Raw genomic sequence first — 12,392 nt, forward strand, 5'->3', positions numbered from 1 at the left:
GGAACGGTGCCGACTTTAAGCTGGCACCGTTTTTTAGTGCTTTTTAGAATGATACGTTGCTACAAGCGAACCTGTTTGTTTAGTCTGCTTGCTATTATGAATAGTGAGCGGACACAGTTGGAAAAAAGGCATTTAATTTCGCTGAAACGCTGTCCTTGAAGGAAGCAGTTGGAAAAAGAACAGTTAATCCGCCGTACTCTCTCGATTCACGGGAAAAAGGACTGGTTAAGTGTTGTTTTTCCAACTATTTTCTATATGTGCCACAATGACCCCGAATTAGATGTACAATATCCACTTGCTTCATCCGCTGCGCTCGAAACCGAACAGATAAGTACTTCAAGTTGTCGCAACGACCATTGAACAATTACGCTGGACAATAATACCGGGTCATTCAGCCGAAACTATTCTCCCACCCGTCAAGCCCCTCACCGACCACTCCCCGCAGAATCTCAGATTCCTGCCCCGGCATGGTGGCTGGCACCGTATTTATAGCACATTCCGTGCCTTGGAGGTTTTGGAAGCAGGATTTCGCGGTACGGAAATTGAATCAGTGAGTTTTTTGCGCTTCGATTGGATATATTTATGTTTAAATACAATTTAGCCGTCCTGTATCCCGCTTAAGGTTCATAAGCTTCCACAGGCTGAAATATAATGAACAGACAGACGGCTGTCCCGGCCTCCAAAAATTTTGTGAAACGTGATGCCGATTATTTCGTTATAGTAGTATATAGCGGAAGGTGGTGGGTTCACCAATGAGTATGTGGGTATTGTGGTTGATTGCCGCTGGCGTCTTGTTTGTTGTAGAGATGTTTACGTTTACATTCTATTTGTTATGGCTTAGCCTGGGAGCCTTGGCTGCCGGACTGGTTGCGCTTGTGCTGCCGGATGCATGGCTGCTGCAGGTCGTAGCGGGTTCGCTGTTAGCTCTGGCCCTGACGTTCTTCACCAAGCCATTGTCTGAGCGGTTGCGCAATGCGCGGGGCTTCAAGGATACGGGTACCGAGATTATCGGCAGGCAAGGTCTGGTCGTTGAACCGATTGAGCCTGGCCGTTACGGGCAGGTCAAGATTGGCGGCGATACATGGAGTGCAACCTCAACAGTGGCACTGGGTAAGGGTCAGCAGGTAATTGTAGTAAGAAGAAGCACTACCATTATTGAAGTAGAACGATGGGGGGATATGTACTAATGGAATTGATAATTATCGGAATTATTATTGTTGTTGTCGTAGTATTTATCGCAATGACGATCAAGATTGTCCCGCAGCAAAGAGTTGGGGTTGTAGAGCGTCTGGGTAAATTCCACCGGCTGCTCACACCAGGTCTGAATATTCTCATTCCGGTCATTGATCAGGTGCGGGTCTATCATGACCTGCGGATTCAACAGGCGAATGTACCGCCGCAGACGGTAATCACGAAGGATAACGTACAGGTGCAGATCGATACGATTATCTTCTATCAGGTAGTGGGTCCGGAAGAAGCAACGTACGGAATCTCCGATTATGTGTATGGGGTACGGAATATCTCCACAGCCACCATGCGTCAGATTATCGGTAAGCTGGAGCTGGATGAAACTTTGTCCGGCCGTGAAAAAATCTCCTCCGACATCCGTCTCGCGCTGGATGAAGCGACAGAGAAGTGGGGCGTGCGCATTGAGCGTGTTGAAGTGATCGACATCAAGCCGCCGCTTGATATTCAGGAGGCCATGGACAAACAGATGAAGGCAGAACGCAGCAAGCGTGCGATTGTCCTGGAGGCGGAAGCCGCCAAGCAGGATATGATCCTCCGTGCCGAAGGGGATAAGCAGAGTAAAATCCTGAAGGCTGAAGGGGATAAGGAAGCACGTATCCGTCAGGCGGAAGGTCTCGGTCAGGCGCAGGAGCTGGAAGCCCTCGGCCAGGCCAAGGCGATCGAAGCAGTGGCGATGGCGGAGAAGGCCCGGATTGCCATGATTGCCAGCGCAGGACTGGATGAAAGAGTGCTGGCTTATCAATCCTTTGAAGCCTTGACTGACATCTCTAAGGGACCAGCGAACAAGATATTCCTGCCAACCAGTGCGGTGGAGACGCTGGGCAGCCTGGGCGCAATTGCCGAAGTATTCAAGGCCAGCAAAGAAGGCAAATAAGCGGAAGACAATTTACAATTGCTGAAGATTCCGTTACAGTTAATAGCACAATCAGGCCGAGGCTTAGCAGGTACTTTTGTACCTCTTAAGCCTTTGCTTATGAAGACTGTTTTGCCGCTGTGCAGAACTTGAAGGAGAAGATACCGTGACGCAAAAAGAGATTTCCCCGCTCGTAGAGACCCTGGGGCTGCAGCCCCACGTGGAAGGCGGATGGTACAAGAGACTGTGGAATTCTCCCTTTGAGATTCCTCAGGACACGCTGGGCGAGGCTTATTCGGGCCCGCGTGCGTCAGCTTCATCGATTTATTTCCTGCTTCATGCTGACGAGAGTTCGGATTGGCACACTGTGCTGTCCTCCGAAATCTGGCTGTATCATTCCGGCAGCCCGATCGTGCTTAGTCTGGGAGGCAACGGCGCAGAGCCGGAGAACGTAACGGAGGTTATCCTGGGTCTGGATATCGCTGCGGGCCAGCAGCCGCAGGTAGTGATTCCTCCAGGCGTATGGCAGGCCGCCCGCCCGCTGGGTGAAGAACCGGCACTCGTCTCCTGCATCGTATCGCCGGAGTTCCACTTTGACGATTTCAAGCTGATTGACAAGAAATAAGCAGGTATGTAATGGAGTACGGCCGGGAAGGGGCTGTGCTCCATTTTTGTGCAAAGAGGCATACAATCTTCACGATTTGGCAACCTATTCGCTAGAACGGGAACGGATTTCGCAATTGGATGATTATGAGAGCGGTAATACGGTTAAGGAAGCTTGTTGAATTCAAATTAGGCTTGGAGGGTATCCATATGAGTGAAATGAACGCACCATTTACAGGCGGGCCTACCTTGAACGATGGAGTAACTATGCCGTGGCTGGGTCTTGGCGTATGGCAGACCAAGGATGGCGATGAGGTTATCCGCGCGGTGAAGTCTGCGGTGGAGACGGGGTATCGCAGTATTGATACGGCTGCCGGCTATAACAATGAAGAGGGTGTGGGGCAGGCGATCCGTGAATGCGGAGTCCCCCGGGAAGAGCTGTTTATTACCACCAAGGTCCGCAACCCGGATCAGGGGTATGAATCGACATTGAAGGCCTTTGAAGTCAGCCGCAAGAAGCTGGGTCTGGAGCAGGTAGATTTGTACTTGATTCACTGGCCGGTGGCCGGCAAATATAAAGAAACCTGGAAAGCGCTGATCCATCTGCAAAAGGAAGGGCTGGTCAAATCCATCGGGGTGAGCAACTTCCAGCCGCATCATCTGGAGGATATCATCGAGGACAGCGGCGTGGTGCCGGTGGTGGACCAGGTGGAATTCCATCCGCTGCTGACCCAGCGTGAATTACTGAAGTATGCAAGGGAGCATGATATCCAGCTGGAAGCCTGGAGTCCGCTTATGCAGGGTAATCTGGATCTGCCGCTGCTCAAGGAACTGGCAGAGCGGTACGGCAAGACAGTTGCACAGATTGTTCTGCGCTGGGATCTGCAGCAGGGCGTCATCACCATTCCGAAGTCGGTCCATCCGGAGCGGATCATCGAGAACGCCGGATTCTTCGACTTCACACTCAGCGATGAGGATGTTAAAGCCATCGAGGAGCTGAATCAGAACCACCGCTTCGGCCCGGACCCGGATAATTTCAATTTCTAAGCTACAGTTAGAGCATTATAAGCTGTAGATGCAAAGAGCGGCCTCCTCAAGGGGGCTGCTTTTTTGCATTTGGCGGCAGTGTGGCATTTTTTTTAGGACTATTCATTTAAAATTTTTATGTTATAATCGTAATTATTACGATTAAATAAGTGGAGTTGAATGCCATTATACGAACTTTGTTGCAACGCTTATTGCAGCTCATTCCTGTGCTGCTAGGCATCTCCGTCATAACCTTTGCGCTGATGCACCTGACCCCAGGTGATCCTGCAGAGATTATGCTGCGTGCTGACGGTATTAAGCCTACATATGAAGCTATTGAGGCGACCAGACATGCACTGGGTCTGGATGGACCTGTATATATGCAGTATGTTCATTGGTTGTACCGTGTGCTCCACCTCGATTTGGGCATATCCTACAGCAGCAATCGTCCGGTATTCACAGAGCTGATGAATCGTTTCCCGGCTACTGCGCTATTGAGCGGCTGTTCCTTATTGGCTGCTATTCTTATAGCTCTGCCTATGGGTGTAGGCTCTGCATTATATCCGGGGAAATGGTTTGACCGGCTGGGAAGAGTATGTGCTCTGTTTAGCGTATCCATGCCAGGCTACTGGCTGGGTCTGCTCCTGATTTATTATGTTTCAGTGAAGCTGAAGCTATTACCTGTAACAGGAATGGATGGGGTCTCCAGTGTCATTTTGCCTGCATTTACACTTGGGTTTGGCATGGCGGGGGTGTACATCCGTTTGATTCGTTCCAGTCTGCTGGAGGTTCTGGGTACGCTCTACATCAAGGCGGCGAGGGCCAAGGGGCTGCAGGAATGGAGAGTCATCACCAGACATGCGCTTCGTAATGCACTTCTTCCGAGTCTTACCTTACTTGGGGTTAACATAGCAGGGCTTCTCGGCGGTTCTGTGGTCGTAGAGACTATATTTTCCTGGCCGGGGATCGGAAAGTATGTGATTGAGGCGATTTTTGCAAAAGACTATATTGTTATTCAGGGTTATGTATTATGGATGGCTGTCGTCGTTGTTCTGATTAACCTGGCAGTAGATGCACTGCATCTGATGCTGGACCCGCGAATCAGGCTGCGGTGACGCTGTAAAAGGAGTAAGGTATTATGTTTCGAAGTAGCTTATTTAAGAATACCGGAGCGAAGCTGGGGGCAGGGATTATTTTTTTGTTCATTGGCGCCGGACTCTTTGCCCCCTGGCTCACCCCCTCTGACCCGCTGCAGATTCACATGGAGCATAAGCTGAGCATGCCTTCCTGGGATTATCCGCTGGGTACGGATCATCTGGGGCGCTGTGTGCTATCCCGTTTAATCTATGGGACAAGAACCACGCTTTACTATTCATTTGCCGTTTTGACTGTAGTTTTTGCCATCAGCATCCCCGTTGGTTTACTGGCTGGTTACGCTGGCGGCAAGATTGATCAATTGATTATGCGGATCATCGATATCTTACTTGCTTTTCCCAGCTTAATTCTATCGCTCGCAATTACAGCCATGTTGGGTGCCAGTATGAAGAATCTGTTAATCGCCTTTGCAGCCGTCTGGTGGACGGGATATGCCAGAGTGATCCGCAGCCTGGTGCTTCAGAGCAAGGAAGGCGGATATATCGCAGCCGCCACAGCGTCGGGTACTTCCCATTTGCAAATTGTGCTCAGGCATATCCTGCCGGTTGCGGCGCGCCCCATTCTGGTTCTGGCTTCTATGGAGACCGGTACAATTATGCTCTCGATTGCGGGCTTGTCCTTCCTTGGTCTGGGAGCCCAGCCGCCTACACCGGAATGGGGGATGATGCTGAACGACAGCCGGGCTTATATTCAGACTGAGCCGCGGCTCATGCTCTTCCCGGGAATGGCCATCCTGCTGGCAGTTCTGGGCTTCAATCTGTTGGGGGAAGGCTTGCGCAGCTCAGCGCGTGATTACGATACCCGGGAGGTGAGTGTCCGGTAAATGAACAATGAATCCACCCTGCTGAAGGTTAGTCACTTATCGACCAGCTTCCATACCGGAAGTCAGCAAGTCAGGGCTGTAGCGGATGTCAGTCTCGAAGTGAGGTCCGGGCAGATTGTTGCTCTGGTTGGCGAGAGCGGCAGCGGGAAAAGTGTTACGGCGATGTCTATTCTCGGACTGGTAGATCCTCCAGGCTGCATTGACAGCGGAGAGATCTGGCTTCGCGGCCACAACCTCCGGGAGTGCTCTACCCGCCAGCTAAGGAAGCTCCGGGGAACAGAAATGGCGGTTATTTTTCAAGATCCCATGAACGCGCTGAACCCGGTGCTTCCGGTTGGAAGGCAGATTATGGAGACGATTACCATGCACCGGCAAGTCACTAGACAAGAAGCCAAGCAGCTGGCCATGCAGCAAATGCAGCAAGCGGGCCTTAACGATCCGGCGCAGCTATTCAATAAATATCCTTTTCAAATTAGCGGCGGGATGTGCCAACGGGTTATGATCGCTATCGCGCTGGCTTCCGGGACAAGCTTACTTATTGCAGATGAACCTACAACGGCTCTGGATGTAACCATCCAGGCACAGATACTTACGGAGCTGGACCGGATCAGATGGGCGAATCGGATGGGCATCCTGCTTATTACGCATGATCTCGGCGTTGTCGCCGAGCTTGCGGATTATGTATATGTGATGAAATCCGGAAGGATTGTGGAATCAGGAAATGTCTTTGACATCTTTACACGTCCAATGCATTCCTACACTAAGTACTTAATGGAGTGCAGATAACAACTATAGAATTATATGTTCTAAGGGGGAGGTGGTGATCCATGAAGCTGCTGGAGGCGGTAAGCCTGAATAAGAAGTATGGAATGAAAAGGGGGTGGTTCACATCTGATATCAGGAGTGTGCATGCCGTGAAGAATCTGTCCTTCAGTCTGGAGAGCGGAGAAACCCTTGGACTGGTGGGTGAAAGCGGCTGCGGGAAGAGTACCTTAGCCAGACTCTTGCTGGGACTGGAGAAACCCTCCTCTGGTAGAGTGCTGTACCGAAGTGCGGATTATACAGACTGGAGCTTCAGCGAGATGCGTAAGATCCGCAGCAGGATGCAGATGGTGTTCCAGAACAGTCTGGCTTCCTTTAATCCACTGTTCACAGTAGAGCAAATTATCGGAGAGCCTCTGCGGAACTACGGGGAGAGGAAGGCCGGCGCGCGGAGAATTCTGGTAGCTGACACGCTTGAGCTTGTTGGACTTGAGCAGAAGCACATTCATAGCTATCCGCATGAACTCAGCGGCGGCCAGCAGCAAAGGGTCGGAATTGCCAGAGCTATTGCACTGCGCCCGGAGCTGATCATCTGTGATGAACCGTTCTCCAGTCTAGATGTCACCCTGCGCAAGCAGATGATGGATCTGTTGCAGGAGTTGAAGCGTGAGCTGGGATTATCCTACGTGTTCATTACACATGACTTGTCGGTCGTGAACCGTTTTTGCGACAGTGTGGCGGTTATGTATCAAGGGGGAATTGTGGAGAAGCAATCAGGTGCGCATATCATGCAGCAGGCAGACCACCCGTATACAAGAAGATTGCTCTCCTCGGTACCGGTGCAAGACCCCCGCTTAAGGAGAAAAGATAGAGAAAAGGAGTACAGAGAATGAGAGCCAGCTCAAAGTCAAAAAGTGTATTAACAACGTCGCTATTCTTCCTGCTTCTTGTGCTAATTATAGGAATGTCAGGTTGCAGTAGTTCGGATAACAGAATCAATTCATCAACTCATTCCAATTCTGCTGCAGGCAATGGAACGGTACAAGCCTCTGACTCCGGGGACAAGGTGATTACTGTTGCCATAGCGGCTGATACCGGTCTTGACCGGCTGGACGCCGGGGCCTATGAGGGTTCGATGAATGTACATGCGATGATATATGACGGATTAGTGGAGTACGGCGAGAAGGGCGAAATCCTGCCTTCGCTTGCGGAGTCATGGGACATCTCTGAGGATGGGAAGGTCTATACCTTCCATCTTCGTCAGGGTGTCAAATTCTCGGACGGTACGGAATTTAATGCGGATGCAGTCAAGTTCTCCTTCGAACGCTGGGTTAAAGATCCGGCCAATTCGCTGAATGTAGCTACCGCCTTGGAATCTCTTGAGGTCGTAGACAAGCATACTATTACTATGACATTCAACAAAGCCTATTATCCTTTTTTGACCGAGCTATCCTTTGCAAGACCGGTACGGATTATCAGCCCCACCGCAGTGGAGCCGGCAGGTGATATTAACGGTACATTCGTCCGGGCGATTGGAACTGGTCCTTGGATGGCAGAGAGCTATAAGACGGATCAGGAAGCCATACTGGTCAGCAATCCTAATTATTGGGGAGACATGCCGAAGCTGTCCAAAATTATTATGAAGGTCATTCCTGATCCACAGTCCAGAGTACTGGCGCTGCAAAGCGGGGATGTAGATATTGCCGGGGGACAAATGGGGAAGCTTCCAGTCGAAAGTGTACCCGTGATCGAAGCAGATGCATCACTAACTCTGCAAAAATCACCAGGAACAAGCTCGCATTTCATGATTTTTAATTATAATACACCTGCTCTGCAAGACCTGAATGTCCGCAAAGCAATTAATTTGGCGATGAACAAAAAAAGCATTGTGACCGATCTCATGAACGGTATTGGACAGGAGGCAAAAGGGCTATTCCCGTTGACTGTTCCTTATGTCACAGAGTCAAATAACACATGGTACGGCTTCGATCCCGGGGAAGCGAAGCAACTGCTGGCAGCTGCCGGCTATAAGGATTCGGACGGAGATGGGATTGCCGAGAAGGACGGAAACCCGCTTGAATTCAATTTCGTACTTCAGCAGGCGGAATATCCTGAATGGAAGACCATCAGTGAGCTGATTCAATCGGAGCTTAAGGAGATTGGCATTGCGGTAAATCTTCAGGTGCTGGAGCCGAATGCCTATTATGATGCCTTATGGACAAGCAAAGCCTACGATCTCATCCTGTACCGGACCTATGATGATGCCTATAACCCTCATTCATTCCTGTTGTCCCTGTTCCACCGGTCAGCTGAAGCCTCTGCTGTGGTATGGTCTGATGCGGAGCTGGAAGCACAGATTGATACCGCAGTCGGAGCCATGGATCTTCAGGAACGTCAGAGTGCTTATGATTCCATATTTTTAAGTATGTATAAGGAAGCAATGTTTGCAGCTGTGTATTTCCCTGATGACATATTGGCTGTAAATCATAGAGTGACCGGATTTAAGCCGGGGTACACCACGTTCACCCCTGTCTTTTGGAACCAGCTGGATGTAGACAGTAAATGATAGGATACAGTACTTGCCAAGAAGGAGTGAATGATATTGAGTATACAACAAGAGGTAGAACAGTATTGGGAAGGCGAAGCAGAGCTGTACAGTGAAGGCATTCAAAAGGAACTGAACGGTTTCCAGCGGGAGGCCTGGCTGAAGCTTATCCTGGATCATGCTCCGCAGAAGGAGAGCCTGCATGTTCTGGATATTGGCTGTGGTCCCGGCTTCTTCTCGGTCATTCTTTCAAGTGCGGGGCATTTGGTTACGGCCATTGATTGTACAGACAATATGCTGGAAGAGGCGCGTCTGCACTCCAGCCGGGAGGGTGTTAACGTAACCTTCCGTAAGATGGACTCGCATAAGCTGGATTTTGCTGCGGAGAGCTTTGAACTAATCGTGTGCCGCAATGTCACTTGGAGTCTTACCGATCCGCAGTCAGCCTACAAGGAGTGGGGAAGAGTACTCAAGCCCGGGGGACGGCTGCTGGTCTTCGATGCCAACTGGAATCGTCATCTATGGGATGAAGAGATGGCGCGGAAGCATAGGGAGGATCAGCAGGCCTATATCGACAGGGGCTATGGTGAGCTTCCGCATCATAAGAACATCGAAGAGACTGACCGTCTGAGCCTTGCCTTACCGCTGACCAGAGAGTGGCGGCCGGAGTGGGATGTACGGACACTCACAGAGCTGGGCTTCTCTACTGTCTATACGGAAGAGAAGCTTAACGGTAAGGTGTTGGATGAGAAACAGCAAGTCTTATACCGGTCCACACCTGTGTTCATGATTTGCGCTGAGAAATGAGGCAGACCGGCTTTTACCGATAAAATAGAAATAGCGGCTCTCTTTAATGAGAGCCGCTGTTTTTGGCTTGACGCGGCATCAGCCGATCGACACATTGTATGTCTTCAGCCACAGGTTGACCTGGGCCAGATAAGCGAATAATTGCGGGCCGGACATCAGCTGGCCGAACCATGGCAGATTGGTCGAGGACTCTGGCGATGCGGCGATTTCTCTGATTTTGGCCGGATCAATAAGCGGGAGAATGGGGGAGGATGGATCGTCCAGAATGCTTAGTACCTGTGAGCGCACCTTGTTCAGATAGGAAGGGTTATGCGTTTTGGGGTACGGGCTTTTTTTGCGGTAGAGTACATCGTCCGGCAGTACGCCTTCCAGCGCCTTGCGCAGGATGCCTTTTTCCCGGTTGCCTACCATCTTAATCTCCCATGGAATGTTAAAAACATATTGCACCAGCCGGTGGTCACAATACGGAACGCGTACCTCCAGTCCCACGCCCATGCTCATCCTGTCCTTGCGGTCCAGCAGGGTCGGCATAAACCGGGTAATGTTGAGATAGGACATCACACGCATCTGTGCCTGTTTGCCGGTCTCGCCGTCAAGCCTCGGTACCTCAGCCACCGCATCGCTGTATCTGTCTCCTAAATATTCCAGCGGACGTATCCACTCCCGGATTTCCGGCGATAATAATCCGGCACGCATATTGGGGGCCACTGACCAGGGGAAGGTACCGGAAGATAACATCTCCTCACGGTGGAACCAGGGATAGCCGCCGAAGATTTCGTCTGCTGCTTCGCCTGAAATGGCTACGGTTGCCTTCTTTTTGATCTCCTGGCAGAACAAATAGAGTGAGGAATCCACGTCAGTCATCCCTGGCAAATCGCGCGAGTACAATGCATTATCAAGTGCGGCTACAAGCTCCGGTGTGTCAAAAGTGATAAAGTGATGGTTCGTGTCCAGCTCGTCAATCATCCGCTGAATCCAGGGACCGTCGGCTCCGGGCTGGAAGGAATGGCTTTTGAAATGCTTGTCGTTGTCTACATAATCCACAGAGAAGGTATCGACCCGGCCCTGGCCGGTCCGGTTGTAATAATCTACGGCGAGCGCCGTCAAGGCGCTGGAGTCCAGTCCGCCCGAGAGCAGCGAGCAGACCGGGACATCGGAGACAAGCTGGCGCTCAAGCGTATCCTGAAGTAACTCGCGTACCCGTGCTGCCGTCTCATCCACGTTATCGGTATGCTGGACGCTCTCCAGCTTCCAGTAAGCATAGCTGCGGATTCCGCTGCGGCTGTAAATCATGGCAGACCCAGGGCGAAGCTCGAATATATCTTTGTATACCCCTTGTCCCGGAGTCCGTGCCGGACCGATAATGAAAATCTCGGCCAGGCCCTCCGGCCCGACCTTCGGCTGGACGAGGGGATGCTGCAGCAGCGCCTTGGGCTCGGACCCGAAGACGAAGACGTCATCGACCTGGCTGTAGAACAGAGGCTTCACGCCCAGGCGGTCACGGGCCAGAAATACCTGATCACGCAAGCTGTCCCAGACGGCAAAGGCGAAGATGCCATTGAGCTTCTCCGTGCAATCCGGCCCCCATTCGATGTAGGCATGCAGCAGAACCTCGGTATCGCATTCCGTGAGAAAATGATGCCCGCGCTGCTTCAGCTCTTTTTTCAGCTCAGGGGCATTATATAGCTCGCCGTTATATACTATTGCGTACACCTTATCGTCATGGCGGGCAATCATCGGCTGTGCGCCGTTCTCGGGATCGATGACGCTGAGTCGGCGGTGTCCGAAGGCAATGGGTCCTGAAATCCATGTTCCGGCTGCATCCGGTCCGCGGTTGGCTAACGTTTCGGTCATTCTGACGAGCAGTTGCGAGTGCCCTGTAAGATCACCGCGCCACTGGACAAATCCGGTTATTCCGCACATGTCTGATTCATCCTCTCTTTTGTGCGATTGTTGTCTGTCCTTTCTTTTTTGCCAAGTAATACAGATATATGCCGATTGAAGGGATAAAATGTATGTCCTTATCCGAACACTAGGGGAGAGGGAAATTTGCCAGGAGGGATGATGACAAGTGTATTACATTAAAGACGCCAAAATCCGCAGAATGACTGACTATGACGGCGCGCCTTGCGCAGAGGTTGGCGTATTGCCTGGAGCTGTGGGCGATTCCGCGCTGCTGGTGTATATTGTTGAGGATCAGCGCGAGGAGGGCTATGAAATTGTCCGGATTCTGACGAATGATGCGGATACGGCCACCGACTGGTTCGACAATAATCTGCATGATGCCTTCCAGGACGTTACGGTCAGCGGCTTCACCGGCAGTACGGTCATGACCCCGGAGGATGAACGCTCCAAGTTCCAGCGCGAGCTGCTGATCTTCGGCGATCTGAAGCGGCAACTGGGCGAGCACTTCCGGCAGGTTCCCTGAGCCCACATCTTCCGCAGGTCATGCCCAGGCTTGACTATAGAGCAGGAGGCTTTCCGTGACGGCGGTTACGGGAAGCTTCTGAACTGGAAGAGTTTGGTCTTGCTAATTCTGGTGAATCAGGTATAATAAATAACGTTGCGTT

The 12,392-nt window shown here is 51.3% G+C and carries 12 protein-coding genes; 11 read left to right on the plus strand and 1 reads right to left on the minus strand.

What is annotated here, in order from left to right:
* Positions 1 to 752: 752 nt before the first annotated feature.
* The 10 genes from MKX42_RS07760 to MKX42_RS07805 all read left to right on the plus strand — a co-directional run bounded on the left by MKX42_RS07760 (position 753) and on the right by MKX42_RS07805 (position 9,822).
* Positions 753 to 1,187 (plus strand): NfeD family protein, encoded by a 435-nt coding sequence (locus MKX42_RS07760; RefSeq protein ID WP_036694816.1) that lies wholly within the window; start codon positions 753 to 755, stop codon positions 1,185 to 1,187.
* Positions 1,187 to 2,122: an SPFH domain-containing protein gene (locus MKX42_RS07765; RefSeq protein ID WP_083685599.1), complete on the plus strand. Its 936-nt coding sequence runs from the start codon at positions 1,187 to 1,189 to the stop codon at positions 2,120 to 2,122. Before MKX42_RS07760 ends, MKX42_RS07765 begins: the two co-directional genes overlap by 1 nt.
* Before the next feature lie 145 nt (positions 2,123 to 2,267).
* On the plus strand, positions 2,268 to 2,726 hold the full coding sequence (locus MKX42_RS07770; RefSeq protein ID WP_076083140.1) for a cupin domain-containing protein: 459 nt from the start codon (positions 2,268 to 2,270) through the stop codon (positions 2,724 to 2,726).
* A 188-nt stretch (positions 2,727 to 2,914) separates the two neighbouring features.
* Complete coding sequence (locus MKX42_RS07775) at positions 2,915 to 3,751, plus strand: aldo/keto reductase (protein ID WP_340752000.1); 837 nt, start codon at positions 2,915 to 2,917, stop codon at positions 3,749 to 3,751.
* A 149-nt stretch (positions 3,752 to 3,900) separates the two neighbouring features.
* On the plus strand, positions 3,901 to 4,845 hold the full coding sequence (gene nikB, locus MKX42_RS07780; protein WP_340752001.1) for a nickel ABC transporter permease: 945 nt from the start codon (positions 3,901 to 3,903) through the stop codon (positions 4,843 to 4,845).
* A 23-nt stretch (positions 4,846 to 4,868) separates the two neighbouring features.
* Entirely contained in the window at positions 4,869 to 5,708 is an 840-nt protein-coding gene (gene nikC, locus MKX42_RS07785) for a nickel transporter permease (RefSeq protein ID WP_340752002.1), read from the plus strand.
* Positions 5,709 to 6,494 (plus strand): ABC transporter ATP-binding protein, encoded by a 786-nt coding sequence (locus tag MKX42_RS07790; protein WP_340752003.1) that lies wholly within the window; start codon positions 5,709 to 5,711, stop codon positions 6,492 to 6,494. It abuts the gene before it with no gap.
* 41 nt (positions 6,495 to 6,535) lie between these two features.
* Positions 6,536 to 7,363 carry an ATP-binding cassette domain-containing protein gene (locus MKX42_RS07795; protein ID WP_340752004.1) on the plus strand — a complete coding sequence of 276 codons (828 nt, stop codon included), beginning with the start codon at positions 6,536 to 6,538 and terminating at the stop codon, positions 7,361 to 7,363.
* Positions 7,360 to 9,036: a nickel ABC transporter substrate-binding protein gene (locus tag MKX42_RS07800; RefSeq protein ID WP_340752005.1), complete on the plus strand. Its 1,677-nt coding sequence runs from the start codon at positions 7,360 to 7,362 to the stop codon at positions 9,034 to 9,036. Before MKX42_RS07795 ends, MKX42_RS07800 begins: the two co-directional genes overlap by 4 nt.
* 30 nt (positions 9,037 to 9,066) lie before the next feature.
* On the plus strand, positions 9,067 to 9,822 hold the full coding sequence (locus MKX42_RS07805; protein WP_340752006.1) for a class I SAM-dependent methyltransferase: 756 nt from the start codon (positions 9,067 to 9,069) through the stop codon (positions 9,820 to 9,822).
* 78 nt (positions 9,823 to 9,900) lie between these two features.
* Here the strand turns inward: MKX42_RS07805 and asnB are convergent, their stop codons facing one another.
* Positions 9,901 to 11,745, minus strand: coding sequence for an asparagine synthase (glutamine-hydrolyzing) (asnB, locus tag MKX42_RS07810; RefSeq protein WP_340752007.1), 1,845 nt, complete (start codon positions 11,743 to 11,745; stop codon positions 9,901 to 9,903).
* 148 nt (positions 11,746 to 11,893) lie between these two features.
* Between asnB and MKX42_RS07815 the strand changes: the two genes are divergently transcribed.
* Complete coding sequence (locus MKX42_RS07815) at positions 11,894 to 12,250, plus strand: hypothetical protein (RefSeq protein ID WP_076083164.1); 357 nt, start codon at positions 11,894 to 11,896, stop codon at positions 12,248 to 12,250.
* Positions 12,251 to 12,392 lie beyond the last annotated feature (142 nt).

This window comes from Paenibacillus sp. FSL R7-0204 (assembly GCF_038002225.1).
Classification (GTDB): Bacteria; Bacillota; Bacilli; order Paenibacillales; family Paenibacillaceae; genus Paenibacillus_AQ.

Bases quoted from the DNA above. Each gene is read 5' to 3' on its own strand.
- MKX42_RS07760 (WP_036694816.1), top strand. From the start codon at position 753: ATGAGTATGTGGGTATTGTGGTTGATTGCCGCTGGCGTCTTGTTTGTT.
- MKX42_RS07765 (WP_083685599.1), top strand. From the start codon at position 1,187: ATGGAATTGATAATTATCGGAATTATTATTGTTGTTGTCGTAGTATTT.
- MKX42_RS07775 (WP_340752000.1), top strand. From the start codon at position 2,915: ATGAGTGAAATGAACGCACCATTTACAGGCGGGCCTACCTTGAACGAT.
- nikC (WP_340752002.1), top strand. From the start codon at position 4,869: ATGTTTCGAAGTAGCTTATTTAAGAATACCGGAGCGAAGCTGGGGGCA.
- MKX42_RS07790 (WP_340752003.1), top strand. From the start codon at position 5,709: ATGAACAATGAATCCACCCTGCTGAAGGTTAGTCACTTATCGACCAGC.
- MKX42_RS07795 (WP_340752004.1), top strand. From the start codon at position 6,536: ATGAAGCTGCTGGAGGCGGTAAGCCTGAATAAGAAGTATGGAATGAAA.
- MKX42_RS07800 (WP_340752005.1), top strand. From the start codon at position 7,360: ATGAGAGCCAGCTCAAAGTCAAAAAGTGTATTAACAACGTCGCTATTC.
- MKX42_RS07805 (WP_340752006.1), top strand. From the start codon at position 9,067: ATGATATTGAGTATACAACAAGAGGTAGAACAGTATTGGGAAGGCGAA.
- asnB (WP_340752007.1), bottom strand. From the start codon at position 11,745: ATGTGCGGAATAACCGGATTTGTCCAGTGGCGCGGTGATCTTACAGGG.